The following is an 18,786-nucleotide window of genomic DNA, read 5'->3' as shown; positions in this document are numbered from 1 at the left end:
GGATCGCGCGCCCCGGTGGGTCACTGCCCGCCGGGGCGCGCGGCGTTGCCGGGGCCGGCGGCGGGCGGGGCGGTGGAGCCGCGGGTGATCAGTTCCACCGGCAGGGTGGGTTCCTGGGCGGGCCGGCCGTCGAGTACGGCCATCAGGGCCCGCATGCCGGCCTCGCCGAACTCCTCGGCGGGCAGTCGTACGGTCGTCAGCTCCGGTTCGACGGCGACCGCGAGGGCGAGGTCGTCGAATCCGGTGACCGAGACGTCCTCGGGAACCCGCAGGCCGAGACGGCGGACGGCCTTGCAGGCGCCCGCGGCGATGATGTCGTCGTCGCAGAGCAGGGCCGTGGGGCGGGGGCCGGGGCCGGTGAGCGCGGTGTGTGCGGCGCGCAGTCCGGCGTCGACGCCGAGGGCGGCGGGCTGGCGGCGCAGCAGCGCGCCGGGGACGCCGTCGAGGGCCGCGGAGACGGCGCGGGCGCGTACGTCGAAGGTCCAGGAGTCCACGTCGGCCGCGAGGTGGGTGATGCGGCGGTGGCCGAGGGTGAGCAGATGGCCGGTCAACTGCCGTACGCCGTCGGCGATATCGAGGTTGACGGTGGCGGAGGCGCGTGGGTCGCCGGGGTCGCTGTCGAGCATGACCAGGGGCAGGCCGGCGTCGCGCAGGGCGGTGAGGGCTTCGGCGGCCATGGAGGAGGCGATGACGCCGTCGAGTGGGGTGGCGGCGGAGTCGAAGGGGTTGCGCGCGGGGCCTATCCCCTCGGGTGAGGGGTAGAGGACGACGCCGAAGCCGTGGTCGGCGGCGACGCGGGCCGCGCCGGTGTGGACCCGGGCGAAGAATTCGGTGGTCAGGGCGGGTACGACGAGGAGTGCGGTGCGGGTGCGGCCGGTCCGCAGGGTGCGGGCGGCGAGGTTGGGGCGGTAGCCCAGTTCGCGGGCGGCGGCGCGGACGGCCTCCGCCTTGCCGGGGGAGACCCGGCCGCGCCACTTGTCGCCGAGGACGAGGGAGACGGCGGCCTGGGAGACCCCGGCGGCGCGGGCCACGTCCCGGCTGGTGATGCGGGCGGCGGCCGGGCGGTGGCCGGGTGGGGTGGCCTCGTCGCTGGTCACGGGTGTTTCACTCCTCGCGTTCGGCCGCTGTGGGGTGGACCCGCGGCTGCCGCCATGGTACGTATAACCACGCGAGTTATACGTAACACTTCCGGTGCGGCCGGAAGAGACGACGGACGGAAGGGGCAGGGATGGCCGCGGGATATGCGGAGCTGCTCAGGACCCGGCACGCGGCCCGGCTCCTGATGGGGACCCTGGTCGGCAGGCTGCCGAACGCCACCGCTTCGCTGGGTGTCGTGCTCTTCGTACGGGCCGAGGGCGGCAGCTTCGCGCTCGCCGGCGCGCTCGCCGCGGTCTACGGGGTCTGCACGGCGATCGGCCAGCCGCTGCTCGGCCGCGCCGCGGACCTGTACGGGCAGCCGCGGGTGATGCTGCCCGCAGCGGTGCTCTCCGCGCTCGGGATGGCGCTGCTGGCAGCCGTCGGCCTGGACGTGCTGTGGCTGTCGTATGCCGCCGCTGCGATCGCCGGTTTCTTCACCCCGCCTCTGGAGGGCGGGCTGCGGGCGCTGTGGCCGGGGGTGCTCAAGCGTGCCGATCAGGTGCATGCGGCGTATGCGCTGGACGCGGTGGCACAGGAAGTCATGTTCGCCGTGGGGCCGTTGCTGGTGACGCTGGGCGTGGCGGCCTGGTCGGCGGGGGCGGCGCTGCTGGTGATCAACGCGGTGGGGGTGCTCGGGGCGCTCTCGGTCGTGGTCTCGCCGCCGTCCCGGCGGTGGCGCAGCGGGCCGCGGGAGGCGCACTGGCTGGGTGCGCTGCGCTCGGGCGGGCTGCTCGTTCTGCTCGGGGCGTTCTTCTTCGTCGGTCTGGCGCTGGGGTCGATCGAGGTCGCGGCGGTGGCGTACGCGGATGAGCGCGGCGGGGGGATGATCTCCAGCTATCTGCTCTCCGCGCTCAGCTCCGGCGCGCTGGTCGGCGGTCTGGTCTACGGGGCGCGGGAGTGGCCGGGGCGGCCGGAGGGCCGGCTGCGGCTGCTCGTCGCGCTGCTGGCGCTGGGGTATCTGCCGCTGGTGCTGGTGCCGGGGGTGGCCGGGATGACGGCGCTGACGGGTGTCGCGGGGGTGTTTCTGGCGCCGGCGCTGGCCTGTGCGTTCGTGGTGGTGGACCGGCATGCGCCCAAGGGCACGGTGACGGAGGCGTTTTCGTGGCTGGTGACCACGTTCGGCGTCGGGGCGGCGGCGGGCGCCTCGGCGGCGGGACCTGCGGTGGAGGCCGGCGGTGCGGTGGCGGCTTTCGCGGTCGCCGGGGTGAGTGGTCTTGCCGCGCTGACCGTCCTTTTGTCGACGAAGCGATTTCTGGGCGAGCCCGAGCGGCGTACGGCGGGTGCGGCCCCGGCGGAAAATGATCGAAACGGGGCTGTCGAACCCGGTTTCAGAGCAGGCCGTCAGGCGTAATGTTCAGTCATGGACCGCCGCATTTTCGGGCTGGAGAACGAGTACGGCGTCACGTGCACGTTCAGGGGACAGCGCCGACTGTCGCCTGACGAAGTGGCGCGGTACCTCTTCCGCCGTGTCGTGTCATGGGGCCGCAGCAGCAATGTCTTCCTGCGGAACGGCGCCCGCCTGTACTTGGACGTGGGTTCGCACCCGGAATACGCAACTCCCGAGTGCGACAACGTGACCGAGCTGGTCACCCACGACAAGGCCGGTGAGCGCATTCTCGAAGGTCTGCTCGTCGATGCCGAGCGCCGCCTGCATGAGGAGGGAATCGCGGGCGACGTCTATCTCTTCAAGAACAACACCGATTCGGCGGGAAACTCCTACGGCTGCCACGAGAATTACCTCGTCGCCCGCCATGGTGAGTTCTCCCGGCTCGCGGACATTCTCATTCCGTTCCTCGTCACCCGTCAGCTGCTGTGCGGCGCGGGCAAGGTGCTGCAGACCCCGCGCGGCGCCGTCTACTGCGTCAGCCAGCGTGCGGAGCACATCTGGGAGGGCGTCTCCTCGGCGACCACCCGTTCCCGGCCGATCATCAACACCCGTGACGAGCCGCATGCGGACGCCGAGCGGTACCGCCGGCTGCATGTCATCGTCGGCGACTCCAACATGTCCGAGACGACGATGATGCTCAAGGTCGGCGCCACGGATCTCGTCCTGCGCATGATCGAGGCGGGCACGGTCATGCGGGATCTGACGCTGGAGAATCCGATCCGGGCGATCCGCGAAGTCAGTCACGACATCACGGGGCAGCGCAAGGTGCGGCTGGCCAGCGGGCGCGAGGCGTCGGCGCTCGAAGTCCAGCAGGAGTACTACGAAAAGGCGGTGGATTTCTGTGACCGCCGCGGAATCCGTACGGGCCTCGTCGAGCGGGTGCTGGAACTGTGGGGCCGGACGCTGGAGGCGATCCGGGACGAGGAGCTGGACCGTATCTCGACCGAGATCGACTGGGTGATGAAGCATCAGCTCATCGAGCGGTACCGCGCAAAGAACAACATCACCATGTCCCATCCCCGAGTGGCGCAGATAGACCTCGCGTATCACGACATCCACCGTCGCCGGGGTCTTTACTACCTTCTGGAGCGGAAGGGGCAAGCGGCGCGTATCTGCAACGACTTGAAGATCTTCGAGGGCAAGTCGGTGCCGCCGCAGACGACTCGGGCCAGGCTGCGCGGTGACTTCATTCGCCGGGCTCAGGAGCAGCGCCGTGATTTCACGGTCGATTGGGTGCACCTCAAGCTCAATGATCAGGCGCAGCGCACGGTCCTGTGCAAGGACCCGTTCCGCTCGGTGGACGACCGGGTGGAGAAGCTGATCGCCGGGATGTGACCCGCGGGGAATGCGGTGGTGTGCCGGGGGCGGGAAGCTCCCGGCACACTGTCGCGTTGTGCCGGGAGGGGTCCACGGGGACAGGTCGTAGAGTGGCTGGCATTGCCCACCCACCCCACGAGCCCGAGTTGGACACATGAACCTCATGAAGTACACCCGTCGCGCCGCCGCTGCTGCGCTGACCGTGCCCCTGCTGTTCACCGCCGCCTGCGGGTCCGACGACGGCAAGGGCTCGTCGGGCGAAGCCGTTGTCAAGGTCGAGGGCAAGGCGGGGGCGAAGCCGAAGATCACGGTGCCCAAGGGCGCCAAGCCGTCCGACACCGCGGTCACCAAGACCCTGATCAAGGGTGAGGGCGCGGTCGTCAAGAAGGGCGATCTGGTCCGGCTGGACTTCTCGGCGGAGACGATGAAGGGCCAGAACCTCGGCAGCAGCTGGACGCCGCAGCCCGGCGCCAAGCCCGGGGGGCCGCGTACCCAGGTCGTGACCGAGGTCACCGACCAGATGACCCAGCAGATGCTGCCGCCGAAGGTGCTGTCCGCGGCCGCGGGGCAGAAGGTCGGCAGCCGCTTCGAGGTCGAGGGCACCGCCAAGGCGCTGATCGGCGAGGGGCTGAACCCGCAGTCCGGCATCAAGCCCGGGGACGGTCTGGTGTGGGTCGTCGATGTGGTCGGCGCGCAGAAGGTCGACAAGAAGGCGAAGGCCGAGGGGAAGCAGGAGGACCCGGAGGACGGGATGCCCGAGGTGAAGGCCGAGGGCGAGAAGGCCGCGACGATCACCATCCCCAAGGGGGAGAAGGCTCCCAAGGGCCTCGAGGAGCAGGTGCTGATCAAGGGCAAGGGCCGCGAGGTGAAGGCCGGCGACGGGCTGATCGCGCAGTACACCGGCGTGAAGTGGGAGGACGGCAAGATGTTCGACTCGTCCTGGAAGCACGGTGGCGCGACGGCGTTCCAGATCGGCACCGGGCAGGTCGTCCAGGGCTGGGACAAGGCGCTGGTCGGCAAGCACGTCGGTGACCGGGTGGAGATCGTGATCCCGCCGAAGCTGGGTTACGGCGGGAACCCGCAGCACGAGCTGGCCAAGCACACCCTGGTCTTCTCGGTCGACATCGTCGGCACGGTCTGACGGCGCCCTCTGCGAGATCTGCAAGACTGGCCCGGTAATCGTAAAGATTCGTAAGTAGGAGCACTTTCGTGAGCATCGACAAGCCCGAGATCGACTTTCCTGAGGGCCCGGCTCCCAGCGAGCTGGAGATCGTGGACCTGTGGGAGGGCGACGGGCCGGTCGCCAAGGCGGGGGACTTCGTCAAGGTCCACTACGTCGGCGTCGCCTTCAGCACGGGCGAGGAGTTCGACGCGAGCTGGAACCGCGGCAACCCGCTGGAGTTCCAGCTGGGCGCCGGCCAGGTCATCGCCGGCTGGGACCAGGGTGTGCAGGGCATGAAGGTCGGCGGTCGCCGCCGGCTGACCATTCCCGCGCACCTCGCGTACGGCGACCGCGGCGCCGGCGGCGGCCGCATCGCCCCGGGCGAGACGCTGATCTTCGTCTGTGACCTGGTCTCCGTCTGAGACCGAGCCGCTCTCCGCAGGAGACGTACGAGGGCCCGTGCCACCCCTGGCACGGGCCCTCGGCTTTTGCCTGGACCACCCCGAGCGGTACGGTCAACGATCGGGAGTTCAACGAGAAAGGGCGTCGATGGCGATTGCCAAGGCCGAGCGGCTGATGAACCTGGCGCTGTGCCTGCTGGGGACGCGACGCCCGCTGACCAAGCGCGAGCTCAGATCGTCCATCGAGGCCTATATCGAGGCGAGCGGCGACGAGTCCTTCAACCGCATGTTCGAGCGGGACAAGGATGATCTGCGCGAGCTCGGGCTGGTCATCGAGACCGTGGAGGGCATCGAGGGCGACATCGGCTACCTCGCGCGCCGCGACAGCAACCGCCTTCCTCCCATCACGCTGGACGCCGAGGAGGCCGCCGCACTCGGGCTCGCCGCCAAGATCTGGCAGCAGGCCCGGCTGGCGGGCGCCGCCAGCGGCGCGCTGCAGAAGCTGCGCGCCGCCGGGATGCCGCTGGCCGATGACGGCGAGGACTACGACGCGGGCCAGCCGCACAGCGCCCTCGAACCCCGCATCCCCGCCCACGAGGCCGCCTTCGAGCCGCTGATGCTGGCCTGCCGCGACCGCCGGCCGGTCGTCTTCGACTACCGCAAGTCCACCGCCGCCCATCCCGAGCAGCGGCAGGTCGAACCGTGGATCCTGGAGTGCTGGCGCGGCCACTGGTACGTCGCCGGCTGGGACCGCGACCGCAAGGCCGAGCGCGTCTTCCGGCTCTCCCGGATCACCGGCAAGGTCCGTTCGCGGCAGGGGAAGTTGACCGTGCCGGTGCCCGACCACGTCACGGTCCGCGAGACCGTGGAGAGCTGGGCCGGGGAGACCGCGACCGGCACCGCCCGGATCAGGCTCCGCGCCGAGCACGGCTACCCGCTGCGGGCCCGGGCCCTGACCGTCCGTGAACTGGGCGGCGGCTGGGACGAGTTGGAGATCCCCAGCGGCCATGGCCTGGACGCCTGGCTGGTGGAGTTCGGCCCCGACGTGGTCGTACTGGAACCGGCGGAGCTGCGCGCCGACGTCATCGACCGGCTGCGCGCCGTGGCCAAGGGCTGAGAGGGACGGGACGACTCCATGGCTACGAACGCGATCGACCAGACCCGCCGGATGCTGTCGCTGGTGACGTATCTGCGCGAGCGCCCCGGCGCCCGCGTCGGCGACGTGGCCCGCGCCTTCGGCATCACCGAGGACGAGCTGATCGCCGACCTCGACGTACTGCCGATGTGCGGTACGAGCTTCCGCGGCGGCGACCTCCTGGACATCGACACCGACGGCGACCGCATCTGGTGGCACAACCCCGACGACGTCGCCGAGCCGCTGCGGCTCGCCGCCGACGAGGCGACCGCCCTGCTGGTCGCGGCCCGCGCGGTGGCCACCCTGCCGGGTCTGCGCGAGGGCGACCGGCAGGCGCTGCTGCGGGCCACCGCCAAGCTGGAGGCGGCGGCCGGCGAGGCGGCCGGCGCCAGCTCCCGGCTCTCGGTGACCTTCGAGTCCGAGGGCGGGGTCTTCGCCGACGTCGACCGGGCCATCGCCGAGCGGCGCCGGCTGTGGCTGCGCTACTACTCCCCGGCCCGCGACGAGCTGACCGAGCGCGAGGTGGACCCGATCCGGCTCTTCGCCGTCGGCCACACCTATATGGAGGCCTGGTGCCGCCTCTCGGAGGCCCGGCGCACCTTCCGGCTCGACCGGGTCGCCGAGATCAAGCTGCTGGACGCGCCGGCCGATCCGCCGCCCGTCGAGCTGCGTGATCTGTCCGAGGGCCTGGTGCAGCCGGCGGCCGAGGACCCCGAGGTCGTGATCGAGGTCGGCCCCGGTGGCCGCTGGGTCGCCGAGTACTACCCGCACGACAGCGCCGAGGAGCTCCCCGACGGCGGGCTGCGCATCACCCTGCGCACCCCCGACCCGGCCTCGCTGCGGCGGCTGGCGCTGCGGCTGGGCCGGGACGGCCGGATCGTGGCGCCGCAGGCGCTGGCGGACAGCGCGCGGCGCGCGGCGGACCAGGCGCTCGCGGCGTACGGCGAGTGAGGCGCGGGCGCACCGGCCCTGTCGGGGCGCCCCCGCTCACCGTGGACAGCGTGCACGGCAGGGAGAAGGAGGAGGCAGCAAGGATGACGACCACGATGGCGGGCGCAACTGCTCCGGTGCTCTTCAAGGCGGCCTGTCCCGATTGCCAGGGCCGCTTCGAACTGGCCTCGGACGCCTTCCGGCTGGCGATCGGCGCCAGCAGCCGCACCACCTTCTACTCGTTCACCTGCCCCGACTGCGGCCGGGCGGTGCGCAAACCGGCCGGCGAGCGGATCGTCGAGCTGCTCACCGGCGGCGGGGTGCGCACGCTGCGGCTGCACACCGGCTGACCGATAGGCTCGTGCCATGCTCTGGCCCATGATCGCAATCGCCCTCGGCTTCCTCGGGATCGCCGTGCTCGGTGTCCTCGCCGTCCGCGTCTTCGTCGAGGTGCGGCGGCTGGCCCGCCAGGTCGGTGCGACGTCGCAGCGGATCCAGCGGGCCGCCGAGGATCTGGAGCGGGCCGCTGTGCCGCTCGCCTCCCGGATGCACGAGGCCGGCCGGGACTGAGCGCCCGGGGCGGGCCCGGACGGCGGGCGCGACGTCGCCGCGGGCGCCGGTGCCCTGCTGCCGCGCGGCCCGGAGAGGTAGGCTGCGTCCGCGGTTCAGACAGCGCGGCGGTCGGGGCAATCGGGAGTATGCAAGGGGATTGCCCGGCGTTCACCACCGAACGTTACGATCGATGAAGCACCAGCACGCCAGTCCGACCCATCGGCAGGCAACCAGCAGACGCCGCCCCGGCGAGAAGGTAGTCGCACATGCTCAGCAACCTGAGGGCCCCCGAGATCATTCTGATCCTCGTTGTCATTGTGCTGCTGTTCGGCGCGAAGAAGCTGCCGGACATGGCGCGTTCGCTCGGCAAGTCCGCTCGTATCCTCAAGAGCGAGGCCAAGGCGATGAAGAAGGACGGCGAGGCGGAGGGCGGTGCCACGACCGGTACGACGTCCGAGGCTTCCTCCGAGGCGGCCCAGTCGGCTCCTCGTACGATCCAGGCGGCTCCCGGTGATGTGAGCAGCTCGCGCCCCGTGGCCGAGCCGAACACCACCAAGCAGAGCTGACCGAACCGATCCGGTCGCACCGGCCCGGGGCCGGGGCGGCTGATGTACGAGACGAGGAAGTGGGTTGCTCAAGTCTGCCCGCAAGCAGGACAAGGACCCCGAGGGGCGGATGCCGCTCGCGGCGCACCTGCGTGAGCTGCGTAACAGGCTGCTGAAGTCGGTGCTGGCGATGGCCGTGGTCACCGCCGTCGCGATGTGGCAGTACGAGTGGATCGCCCACTTCATCACGGGCCCGGTGATCGACACGGTGGGCTGCCCCAAGGGCACCTCGGTGGCCGCGCCGCGGGAGCATCCGTGCGTCGTGGTCACCGCGAACGGTCTGCTGGCACCGTTCACCATCATGCTCAAGCTGGCCCTCACGACAGGAGTCGTCCTCGCCAGCCCGGTGTGGCTCTACCAGCTGTGGGCGTTCCTCGCGCCGGGGCTGCACAAGCACGAGAAGAAGTACGCGCTGAGCTTCGTCGCCGCCGGTGTGCCGCTGTTCCTCGGCGGTGCCTACCTGGCCTACGCGGTGCTGCCCACCACCGCGGGTGCGCTGGTCGGGCTGACCCCCAGCGACTGGGCCAACCAGTTTCCGGCCGACGAGTTCTTCGACATCGTCACGCGTATGGTGCTGGTCTTCGGCCTCGCCTTCGAACTGCCGCTGGTGCTGGTGCTGCTCAACTTCGGCGGGGTGCTCACCGGCCGCCGGATCATGAGCTGGTGGCGGTTCATGGTGCTGGGCATCACGGTCTTCGCGGCGCTGGCGACGCCGACCGGTGATCCGCTGACCATGGGGCTGCTGGCCGCCCCGATCGTGGTGCTGTACTTCGGTGCCGCCGGCGTCTGCCTGCTCAACGACCGCCGCCGCAAGCTGGGCAACCCGGACGCGGGGCTGAGCGATGACGAGGCCTCCGTGCTGGACCTGACGCCCGCGGGTGTCGGCGAGATCGAGTCGGTGTCGTCGGGGCGGATGCTGCCGGAGCAGGCGAGCGGGGACGCGGGCGAGGGTGACACGCCGCGCCGTGGCGGCTATGACGACGTGACGTAACGGTGCATGACATGACGTGATGGGTCATGACGTGTCGTGACGGCCCCGTGCTCGATGAGCCGGGGCCGTTCGGCTGCGCGGAGCCGGGGCGGGCGCCCGCTCGGTAAAGGGCCGCCATAAAGATCGGGTCGTTGTCAGAGGTGGCCGGTAGTCTCGTAAGCACGATGACCGAGGACATGTCCCCTGCTGAGCGCTATGCCGCCGCCAAGCTCCGGGCGGCCGAGCAGGCCACCGCACTCGCCCCGTTCCGAGAGATGTACGACTTCGATCTGGATCCGTTCCAGGTCGAGGCATGTCAGGCCCTGGAGGCCGGCAAAGGCGTGCTGGTCGCTGCCCCCACCGGATCCGGCAAGACGATCGTCGGCGAATTCGCCGTCCACCTGGCCCTGGAGCAGGGCCGCAAATGCTTCTACACCACGCCGATCAAGGCGCTGTCCAACCAGAAGTACCAGGATCTGGTCAAGCGTTACGGCGCCGGCAAGGTCGGGCTGCTGACCGGCGACAACAGCGTCAACTCCGAGGCACCGGTGATCGTGATGACCACCGAGGTGCTGCGGAACATGCTGTACGCCGGTTCCCAGTCGCTGGTCGGCCTCGGCTATGTGGTCATGGACGAGGTGCACTACCTCTCCGACCGCTTCCGGGGCGCCGTCTGGGAAGAGGTGATCATCCATCTTCCCGAGTCGGTGACGCTGGTGTCGCTGTCGGCGACGGTCTCCAACGCCGAGGAGTTCGGCGACTGGCTGGACACGGTCCGCGGCGACACCGCCGTGATCGTCTCCGAGCACCGCCCGGTGCCGCTGTGGCAGCACGTCCTCGCCGGCCGCCGGATATACGACCTCTTCGAGGAGCGGGACGGCCGCGGCGGCGGCCGCCGCGAGGTCAACCCCGACCTGGAGCGGCTGGCGCGGATGGAGAACAGCCGGCCGACGTTCGGCCGGGACAAGCGCCGCGGCCGCAATATGCGCGAGGCGGACCGCGAGCGCGAGCGGCGCCAGCGCGCCCGGATCTGGACGCCGAGCCGGCCCGAGGTCATCGACCGCCTCGACAACGAGGGCCTGCTGCCCGCCATCACCTTCATCTTCAGCCGGGCCGGCTGTGAGGCCGCCGTCCAGCAGTGCCTCTACTCGGGCCTGCGGCTCAACGACCAGGAGGGCCGCGAGCAGGTCCGCCGCATAGTGGAGGCGCGGACGGCCGGGATCCCGGACGACGATCTCCATGTGCTGGGCTACTTCGAGTGGCTGGAGGGCCTGGAGCGGGGCATCGCGGCACACCACGCCGGCATGCTGCCGACCTTCAAGGAGGTCGTCGAGGAGCTGTTCGTCAAGGGCCTGGTCAAGGCCGTCTTCGCCACCGAGACGCTGGCCCTGGGCATCAACATGCCCGCACGCTCGGTGGTGTTGGAAAAGCTCGTGAAGTGGAACGGCGAGCAGCACGCCGACATCACCCCCGGCGAGTACACCCAGCTGACCGGCCGGGCCGGACGCCGTGGCATCGACGTCGAGGGCCATGCGGTGGTGCTGTGGCAGCGGGGGATGAACCCGGGCGCGCTGGCCGGCCTCGCCGGTACGCGGACGTATCCGCTGCGCTCCTCCTTCAAGCCGTCGTACAACATGGCGGTCAATCTGGTCTCCCAGTTCGGCAGGCACCGTTCGCGGGAGCTGCTGGAGATGTCCTTCGCGCAGTTCCAGGCCGACAAGTCGGTGGTCGGGATCTCGCGGCAGGTGCAGAAGAACGAGGAGGGGCTGGCGGGTTACCGCGGCTCGATGACCTGCCATCTCGGCGACTTCGAGGAGTACTCGCGGCTGCGGCGGGAGTTGAAGGACCGCGAGACGGAGCTGGCCAAGCAGGGCGCGGCGCAGCGGCGGGTGGCGGCCACGGCGGCGCTGGAGAAGCTCAAGCCCGGCGATGTCATCCATGTGCCCACGGGCAAGTACGCGGGCCTGGCGCTGGTCCTGGACCCGGGGATGTCCTCCGGCCGGACGAACGGCCACCGCGGCTTCGACGCGCAGGACGGGCCGCGGCCGCTGGTGCTGACCGCCGAGCGGCAGGTCAAGCGGCTGGCGTCGATCGACTTCCCGGTGCCGGTGGCGGCGCTGGACCGGATGCGGATCCCCAAGTCGTTCAACGCCCGCAGCCCGCAGTCGCGCCGCGATCTGGCGTCCGCGCTGCGGACGAAGGCGGGCCATCTGGTGCCGTCGCGGCACCGCAGGCCCCGCGCGGAGGCGGCCGACGACCGTGAGATCGCCCGGCTGCGTACGGCGATCCGTGCGCACCCCTGCCATGGCTGCGCCGAGCGTGAGGACCACGCCCGCTGGGCGGAGCGCTACCACCGACTGCTGCGGGACACCCGCCAGTTGGAGCGCCGGATCGAGGGCCGGACGAACACCATCGCTCGTACCTTCGACCGGATCTGCGCGCTGCTGACCGAACTGGACTACCTCGAAGGCGACACGGTCACCGACGAGGGGCGGCGGCTGGCCCGGCTCTACGGCGAACTGGATCTGCTGGCGAGCGAGTGCCTGCGCGAGGGCGTCTGGGAGGACCTCGGCCCGGCGGAGCTGGCGGCCTGCGCCTCGGCGCTGGTCTACGAGGCGCGGCAGGCGGACGATGCGGCGGCGCCCAAGCTGCCGTCCGGCAAGGCCCGTGACGCCCTGGGGGAGATGGTCCGCATCTGGGGCCGGCTGGACGCCCTGGAGGAGGACCACAAGATCAACCAGGCGGAGGGCGTCGGCCAGCGCGAGCCGGACCTCGGCTTCGCCTGGGCCGCCTACCGCTGGGCCTCCGGCTTCGGCCTCGACGAGGTGCTCCGCGAGGCGGAGATGCCCGCCGGCGACTTCGTCCGCTGGTGCAAGCAGCTGGTCGACATCCTCGGCCAGATAGCGGCGGCCGCCCCGCCCGGCGGCTCGGTGGCGCGCACGGCCCGCCGGGCGATGGACGGGGTGCTGCGGGGCGTGGTGGCGTACTCGTCCGTGGGCTGAGCGGTAGCCCACCTCCGCCGGGCGCCGGGCCCGGCCCGGGCGGTACGACGGCGCCGCGTTCCCGTACGGGGCGCGGCGCCGTCGCATGTCCTACGAAGCCTGCCGGCCCCCGGCCGCCGCCCGTTCCGCGTCCCGCTTGGCGACCTCCTCGCGGACGATCGGGATGACGTACCGGCCGAAGTCGATGGCGTCGTCGAGCAGGTCGTAGCCGCGGGCGGAGAGGATGCCGACGCCCAGGTCGTAGTAGTCGAGCAGGGCCTGTGCGACGGTCTCCGGTGTGCCGACGAGGGCGGTGGAGTTGCCCGCGCCACCGGTCTCCGCGGCGGTCGGGGTCCACAGCGCCCGGTCGTGCCGCTCGCCCTCGGCGGCGACCGCGAGCAGCCGCTGCGAGCCGGCGTTCTGCGGGTTCGTCAGCGGGTGCCGGCGGCTCGGCGCGCCGCCCGCCTTGCGTGCCTTGATCCAGTCCAGGGTGCGGTGCGCCTTCTCCCAGGCCAGCTCCTCGGTGGGCGCGATGATCGGCCGGAACGCGACCTGGATCCGGGGGACGTCGCTGCGGCCGGCCGCCCGCGCCGCCGCCTGCACCGAGGCGATCTGTTCGGCGGTCTGCGCCAGCGGCTCGCCCCACAGGCAGTAGATGTCCGCCTCCGCGCCGCCCGCCGCGTACGCCGCCGCCGAGGAGCCCCCGAAGGAGACCTGCGGATGCGGCTGCTGGACGGGGAAGGTGTCGCTGACGAAGTCGTGGAAGCGGTAGTGGGTCCCCTCGTGGTCGAAGGGCTCGTGCGTGGTCCAGATCTTCTTGACGATGCGGATGTACTCGCGGGTGCGGTCGTAGCGCTCGTCCTTGGTGAGCGTGTCGCCCTCGCGGGCCTGCTCGTGGTCGTTGCCGCCGGTGATGAAGTGCACCGCGAGCCGGCCGTCGCTGATCCGGTCCAGCGTCGCGAAGGTCTTCGCCGCGAAGGTCGGATACGAGACGTTGGGGCGGTGCGCCACCAGGATCTGCAGGGTCTCGGTGCGGGCGGCGACATAGGCGGCGGCCGGTGCGGGATCGGGGGAGCCGGAACCGTAGGCGAACAGCACCCGGTCCCAGCCGTACTCCTCATGGGCGCGGGCCAGCCGCAGGGTGTAGTCCTTGTCGAAGGACGCGCCGGAGCGCCGGGTGACTTCGGAACCGTCGTTGGTCGCGGCAATGCCGAGGAACTCGACAGGCATGACAGGGCCTCGTCTTCTCGTGGGTCATGTGCCCGCGGGCATGCGGGGGCGGCATGCGCGTACGGATGCACGGGGGGTACGGGCCAGGAAACGGCCGTACGGGAAAGGGCGGGCAGGCGCACCGCCCCACGGAGAAGTCAGCGGCAACAGGAGGCCGACCACACCCGGCCGAAGTCGATGTGGTCGCGGGTGACCAGCCGCTGCTGAGGGCGCATGAGGCCAGTGGAACAGGTGGATGGATGCGTCGTCAACCAATTGCCGTGGCGGGTGGCCGAGTTCGGGACGGGCGCGCTCGCAGCGGGCGCGGTGCGGGGGACGCCGGTGCGGCAGGCCGCCGGGGCTGGCACGCCCCGGTCGGCGTAATGCCGGGATTTCGGCAAAGGGCGGCCGAGGCTCGTTCTATGAAGATCGTTGTGCTGTGTGGCGGGGAGAGCCCGGAGCGGGAGATCTCGCTGGAATCCGGGGCGGCGGTGGCCGGAGCGCTGGTGGAACTGGGGCACGAGGTGCAGCTGGTCGACCCGGCCTCGGCGGACCCCGTGCTGGCCGGCCCGACCCTGGACGGGAGCGCGCTGCCGGGCACGGCTGCGGAACTTCGGGGTCCGGAGCTCGACGAGGGCAAGCGGCGGGAGCTGATGCTCGACGCCCTCACCGCCGGGCCGGTGCTCCCGCTGCTCCGCGGCGCCGACCTGGTGTTCCCGGCCCTGCACGGCGGGTGGGGCGGCGACGGACGCCTCCAGGCGCTGCTGGAGATGGCGGGGGTCCGCTTCACCGGCGCGGCCGGCGCACAGTGCAGCCTGGCGTGGGACAAGCACCGCACACTGGCGCTGCTGCGCGAGGCGGGCGTCACCGTCACCGACAGCGTCCGTTTCCCGGCGTCGGACCGCCCGGTGCCGCGACCGGTGGCGGACCTGCTGGGGCGGGGACCGGTGGTGGTCAAGTCCAATACCGGCACCTCCCATCTGGAGCTGCGCCTCGCCCAGGACGCGGAGGGACTCGCCCGCACCTGCGCCCTCGCGCCCGCCGGCGAGACGCTGATCGCCACCCCGTTCCTGGCCGGCCGGGAGTTCACCGTGAGTGTGATCGGCGGCAGCGTGCTGCCGGTGGTCGAGATCCGGTTCAGCGGGCCGCTCTTCGACTACGCCACCAAGTCCCGTCCGGAGACCGCTCGCTGCGACTGCCCGGCCGAAATCCCGCACGGCCTCGCCTCCCGCCTGCGTGAACAGGCACGGCGGGCGCATGACGCGCTGGGGCTGGGGGCGGGGGACTACTCACGCATCGACTTCCGCTGCGACGGCGGCGGCGTACCCCACTGCCTGGAGGTCAACGCCTGCCCCGGCCTACGGCCCCTGAGCGGCCTGGGCGCGGCGGCCGCCGGGGCGGGCTGGTCCTACCGGGACCTCATCGACCGCATCGTCGCCCTGCGCGCGCCGGAGGGCCGGCCCGCCGCCTAGCCTCGCTGCGCCTTTGCCTCGACGCACAGCAACTCCCGTGCGAGCGCGGCCAGTTCACCGGCGTGCAGCACCGTGTCGCCGTAGCCGGGCAGCGGTACGTGCAGCGGCCGGGTCCAGCGGTCCGGGATCGCGGCCGCGCCGTGGACCGCACCGGCCAGCGCGCCGGTGACCGCCGCCACGGTGTCGGTGTCCCCGCCGAGGTCGATCGCGGCACCGACCGCCGCGGCGTACGACCCGGTGCCGCGCAGCGCCCAGAGCGCGGAGCCCAGGCACGGCCAGACCGCGCCGTTGAACTCGGTGGCCAGCCCCGGGTGCCAGTCGGGGGCCAGGACGACGGCCCAGCGGTCGCGGTGGTCGGGGTGGACGGCGGCCAGCGCGTCCGGTACGGCGGCGAGGGGATCGCCGCCGCCCAGGGCGACCCGGATCAGCTCATGGAAGACGGCGGTGCCCTCCCAGGCCGCGGGGTCGCCATGGGTCAGCGCGGACAGGTGCCGTGCGGCGTCCATCGTCGCCGCACGTCCCCGCCCGGCGAAGCAGACCGCGGCGGGCGCGGCCCGCATCAGCGCACCGTTGCCCGCCGCTCGGTCGCCCCGCGCGAAGTGCGCGGCGGCCGCGCGGTCCCAGGGCAGTCCGCTGCCCAGCACGTCCTCGGTCTGCAGCCCGATGTCCTTGGGGCCGGCGGCGGCCCAGCGCTGGAAGCGGCGGAAGACATCGGGGAGGTCGAGGCCACCGTGCTCCAGGAGCGAGTGGGCGGTGAGCACCGCCATCTGTGTGTCGTCGGTGGCCTCACCGCGGTCCCAGCCGCCGCCGGCCCACATGTCGCCGACACCGTCCGGGAACCGGGCGCGGTACGCGCCCGGCTCGCCGAACTCGAAGGGCGCGCCCAGGGCGTCTCCGACGGCGGAGCCGAGGACGGCGCCGATGGCCCGGTCGGTGCGGTCCAAGGGGCTGGAGCGGGCGGTGCGGTCGGCGGGGCCGGGGTCTTCGGTCCGGGGCATGGAGCCCAGTATCGCCCGGGGGCGGCTGCCCCGGGCGGGCCGCCCCCGAGCAGGTGAGGCGCCCGACGAACCCTCTCGTCAAGGAGTGGCAAGTTGCCGATGGCCCGCGGGCTTCCGCCCCGTGCCGTCGCGGCGTGCCCGGAGGCGGACCGCGGTGCGAAGGGCGAGGAAGAGCAGTACGCCGATCGGTGAGAGGAGCACGGTCAGCACCAGCAACGGCCCCATGACCAGCGGGTGGATCCCCAGCGCGCGTGCCTCGCGGTACATCCACTGCCCCAGGAACAGATCCCAGGCGATCACCTGCGCCCAGATCGCACCGGCCCCGCCGCCGAGCCGCAGCAGCTCCTGGAACTCCGTCAGACCGGGGTGGCTGACGGCGGCCCACAGCTGGGGGAAGACCCGTACGGCCAGGGCGAGATAGACCGCGAGGACCGGCACCAGCGGCAGCGGTGAGGCGGCCATCCGGTCGGTCCAGCGCCATCCGGGGGCCAGGATCAGCAGCGCCCAGAACGGCGCCGCGAGAGGGAAGGCCAGGTCGAAGAGGGTGCTGCTGCTCATGCGGTCAACTCCTGTGCCGGGGCGGGGTGGTCCTCGTCGGTACGGGCGTCCGCGGGCCGCCGCAGCGCCGCGTACGCCCCGGCTGCCGTGGCCGCCCCGATGGCGCCGAGCGCGCCCAGCGTCGCACCGTCCGGATGGATCAGCGCCTGGCCGCGCAGCGCCTGCCAGGTCACCAGCGCCAGCAGCGCGGTGAGGAAACCGGCCGCGACCAGCACCAGGCGCAGCTGCACCCGCTCGTCGCGCAGCCGGGCGAACCGTCCGGCCAGCGCCTCGATCCCGTACAGGAACAGGGGCAGCGCCTGGAGCGCGTGCATCCCGACGAAGTGCGGGATGCGCAGATCGCCGCCGGTGGTGTTCCAGCCGGTCAGCGGCATGGCCGGGCCGCCGTCGGGGACGCCGACGCTGTGTGCGCCGATGACGGTGCCCAGCTCGCCCGCGGCCTGCTGCTGCGGTGTGGGCGCCAGCATGAGCCCGCCGAGCAGCAACCCGGCCAGCGCGATCAGCAGCCCGAGCCGGATCGCCCAGGTCGCGGCCCGGTCGCCGAGGCGGGCCCGGAAGAGCAGGAGTGCGATGACGAGGGTGCCCGTCCACAGGACCACGATGGTGAGTCCCATGATGACGAACAGGCCCTGGTCCAGGGGGGTTTCGATGTTGAAGTGGCTTCGCCGGCCGCGGATCGCCTGGCCGGTGATGATCGCCATCTCGATGAGCCCGGCCGCCACGACGGTGTGCGCGGCCCATACGCCGGCCCGGCCCGGGGCGGGCCGCCGGGAGAGCATCCAGGCGAGCGTCAGCCCGTAGACGACGAACGAGACCGCGAACTTGAACGGCTTGAACCAGATCGGCGACCCGGCCAGGACCCGGTCGTCGACGATCAGGCCGACCGCCGCGACGACCGCGAGCGCGGCCATCGCCCAGGAGAAGGCGAGCAGCGAACGGTATCTGGACATACGGGTACCCCCGACCCTCAGAATGGATAGTAGCGCTTACCGCTATCTGATAGCTGGACTATCTATGATGGGGGCCGGATAGGCAAGGCCGGGACGAGGCGGGGCGCCCGGGAGTACGGAGTGCCGGGCGGCGACCCGGCACGGGAGAGGGCGGCAGATGCGCATCGGGGAGTTGAGCCGCGCGACGGGCGTCGCGGTCCCGACGATCAAGTACTACGTGCGGGAGGGGCTGCTGCCCGCGGGCCGGCTGACCAGCCCCAATCAGGCCAGCTACGACGACGGCCACGTCCGCAGGCTGCGGCTGATCCGCGGGCTGATGGACGTGGGAGGACTCTCGGTCTCGGTCGTCCGCGAGGTGCTGGCCGCCGTCGACTCACCCGGTGAGTCGGTGCACAAGGTGCTCGGCACGGCGCAGCTGGCGATCACCCCGCCGCCGGCCGTCACCCCGGACGGCATGGAGGAGGCGCGCGGCACGGTCACGGAGCTGATCCGCCGGCGCGGCTGGCGGGTCGAGCCGGAGAATCCGGCCGTCGAGGCGCTGGCCGTCGCGCTCGCCACCTTCCGGGGCATCGGCCGCGGAGAGTTCGAGGAGGTCATGGACGACTACGCGGACGCCTGCGAGCGGGTGGCCGCCGCCGATCTCGCATGGGTGGGCCGCAATGCGGAGGTCGACGGCATGGTGGAGAGCGTCGTGGTGGGGACCGTACTGGGGGACGCGGTCCTCATGGCGATGCGGCGGCTGGCGCATGTGGATGCGTCGGCGCGGCGGTATGACGAGTAGCTGCGCTTGGCTTGGCTGCCCACGTTTTTGGCTTTCCCGCCGTGGGGGTTGTTGTGGGTTCGCCTGCGGCGGGCTGTTGCCGCTGCGCGGGGCTGTTCGGCTGCCGGTGACGGTCCTCCGGGGCCTGGTGTGTGGACTGCTTCGCTTCCACCGAAGAGAAATCCTTCAGCACAAAATCCGCCACCTGCATACGACCCGGCGGACGCCCGATCCCGAACCGCACCCGGTGATACTCCGCACC

The 18,786-nt window shown here is 71.9% G+C and carries 18 protein-coding genes and 1 pseudogene; 13 read left to right on the top strand and 6 right to left on the bottom strand.

Going from position 1 to position 18,786, the window contains the following annotated elements:
- Positions 1-20 precede the first annotated feature (20 nt).
- Complete coding sequence (locus tag ACWD6P_RS31100; protein WP_451447509.1) at positions 21-1,097, bottom strand: LacI family DNA-binding transcriptional regulator; 1,077 nt, start codon at positions 1,095-1,097, stop codon at positions 21-23.
- Positions 1,098-1,228: 131 nt separating this feature from the next.
- Here ACWD6P_RS31100 and ACWD6P_RS31095 point away from each other — a divergent pair, with 131 nt between their 5' ends.
- From ACWD6P_RS31095 to ACWD6P_RS31045, 11 genes are all read left to right on the top strand, one after another.
- The gene (locus ACWD6P_RS31095; protein ID WP_451447508.1) at positions 1,229-2,488 is read left to right on the top strand and encodes an MFS transporter; all 1,260 of its coding nucleotides are present in this window, start codon (positions 1,229-1,231) and stop codon (positions 2,486-2,488) included.
- Between the two features lie 9 nt (positions 2,489-2,497).
- Positions 2,498-3,859: a Pup--protein ligase gene (gene pafA, locus ACWD6P_RS31090; protein WP_451447507.1), complete on the top strand. Its 1,362-nt coding sequence runs from the start codon at positions 2,498-2,500 to the stop codon at positions 3,857-3,859.
- A gap of 136 nt (positions 3,860-3,995) precedes the next feature.
- Positions 3,996-4,982, top strand: a complete 987-nt coding sequence (locus ACWD6P_RS31085) for an FKBP-type peptidyl-prolyl cis-trans isomerase (protein ID WP_451447506.1) — start codon at positions 3,996-3,998, stop codon at positions 4,980-4,982.
- A 68-nt stretch (positions 4,983-5,050) separates the two neighbouring features.
- Positions 5,051-5,425, top strand: a complete 375-nt coding sequence (locus tag ACWD6P_RS31080) for an FKBP-type peptidyl-prolyl cis-trans isomerase (protein WP_451447505.1) — start codon at positions 5,051-5,053, stop codon at positions 5,423-5,425.
- A gap of 127 nt (positions 5,426-5,552) precedes the next feature.
- Positions 5,553-6,521, top strand: coding sequence for a helix-turn-helix transcriptional regulator (locus ACWD6P_RS31075; RefSeq protein WP_451447504.1), 969 nt, complete (start codon positions 5,553-5,555; stop codon positions 6,519-6,521).
- Between the two features lie 18 nt (positions 6,522-6,539).
- On the top strand, positions 6,540-7,490 hold the full coding sequence (locus ACWD6P_RS31070; RefSeq protein WP_451447503.1) for a helix-turn-helix transcriptional regulator: 951 nt from the start codon (positions 6,540-6,542) through the stop codon (positions 7,488-7,490).
- An 83-nt stretch (positions 7,491-7,573) separates the two neighbouring features.
- Positions 7,574-7,819 (top strand): hypothetical protein, encoded by a 246-nt coding sequence (locus ACWD6P_RS31065; protein WP_451447502.1) that lies wholly within the window; start codon positions 7,574-7,576, stop codon positions 7,817-7,819.
- 16 nt (positions 7,820-7,835) lie between these two features.
- Positions 7,836-8,039: a hypothetical protein gene (locus tag ACWD6P_RS31060; protein WP_451447501.1), complete on the top strand. Its 204-nt coding sequence runs from the start codon at positions 7,836-7,838 to the stop codon at positions 8,037-8,039.
- A 248-nt stretch (positions 8,040-8,287) separates the two neighbouring features.
- Entirely contained in the window at positions 8,288-8,587 is a 300-nt protein-coding gene (tatA, locus tag ACWD6P_RS31055) for a Sec-independent protein translocase subunit TatA (RefSeq protein ID WP_393488192.1), read from the top strand.
- A gap of 64 nt (positions 8,588-8,651) precedes the next feature.
- Positions 8,652-9,617 (top strand): twin-arginine translocase subunit TatC, encoded by a 966-nt coding sequence (tatC, locus tag ACWD6P_RS31050; RefSeq protein WP_451447500.1) that lies wholly within the window; start codon positions 8,652-8,654, stop codon positions 9,615-9,617.
- A 164-nt stretch (positions 9,618-9,781) separates the two neighbouring features.
- A complete protein-coding gene (locus tag ACWD6P_RS31045) occupies positions 9,782-12,598 on the top strand; it encodes a DEAD/DEAH box helicase (protein WP_451447499.1) in 2,817 nt (938 codons plus the stop codon).
- Between the two features lie 90 nt (positions 12,599-12,688).
- On the opposite strand, the gene ACWD6P_RS31040 is transcribed toward ACWD6P_RS31045, so the two are convergent.
- Complete coding sequence (locus tag ACWD6P_RS31040; RefSeq protein WP_451447498.1) at positions 12,689-13,807, bottom strand: LLM class flavin-dependent oxidoreductase; 1,119 nt, start codon at positions 13,805-13,807, stop codon at positions 12,689-12,691.
- Between the two features lie 401 nt (positions 13,808-14,208).
- On the opposite strand from ACWD6P_RS31040, the gene ACWD6P_RS31035 reads away from it, so the two are divergent.
- Positions 14,209-15,258, top strand: coding sequence for a D-alanine--D-alanine ligase family protein (locus ACWD6P_RS31035; RefSeq protein ID WP_451447497.1), 1,050 nt, complete (start codon positions 14,209-14,211; stop codon positions 15,256-15,258).
- Here the strand turns inward: ACWD6P_RS31035 and ACWD6P_RS31030 are convergent.
- From ACWD6P_RS31030 to ACWD6P_RS31020, 3 genes are all read right to left on the bottom strand, one after another.
- Positions 15,255-16,256, bottom strand: a complete 1,002-nt coding sequence (locus ACWD6P_RS31030; RefSeq protein WP_451447496.1) for an ADP-ribosylglycohydrolase family protein — start codon at positions 16,254-16,256, stop codon at positions 15,255-15,257. The two genes, ACWD6P_RS31035 and ACWD6P_RS31030, sit on opposite strands and share 4 nt — an antisense overlap.
- A 78-nt stretch (positions 16,257-16,334) precedes the next feature.
- Positions 16,335-16,814: an ABA4-like family protein gene (locus ACWD6P_RS31025; RefSeq protein ID WP_451447495.1), complete on the bottom strand. Its 480-nt coding sequence runs from the start codon at positions 16,812-16,814 to the stop codon at positions 16,335-16,337.
- Positions 16,811-17,725 (bottom strand): hypothetical protein, encoded by a 915-nt coding sequence (locus ACWD6P_RS31020; protein WP_451447524.1) that lies wholly within the window; start codon positions 17,723-17,725, stop codon positions 16,811-16,813. The genes ACWD6P_RS31025 and ACWD6P_RS31020 overlap by 4 nt, the downstream gene beginning before the upstream one ends.
- A gap of 196 nt (positions 17,726-17,921) precedes the next feature.
- Between ACWD6P_RS31020 and ACWD6P_RS31015 the strand changes: the two genes are divergently transcribed.
- Positions 17,922-18,545 carry a MerR family transcriptional regulator gene (locus ACWD6P_RS31015; RefSeq protein WP_451447494.1) on the top strand — a complete coding sequence of 208 codons (624 nt, stop codon included), beginning with the start codon at positions 17,922-17,924 and terminating at the stop codon, positions 18,543-18,545.
- A gap of 136 nt (positions 18,546-18,681) precedes the next feature.
- Here the strand turns inward: ACWD6P_RS31015 and ACWD6P_RS31010 are convergent.
- Positions 18,682-18,786: pseudogene (locus ACWD6P_RS31010) on the bottom strand (aminoacyl-tRNA hydrolase); the annotation flags it as partial.

It is taken from the genome of Streptomyces sp. NPDC002446 (assembly GCF_053595675.1).
Note: the sequence above shows the minus strand (reverse complement) of the source record. Positions and strands in the feature narration are given on the sequence as shown.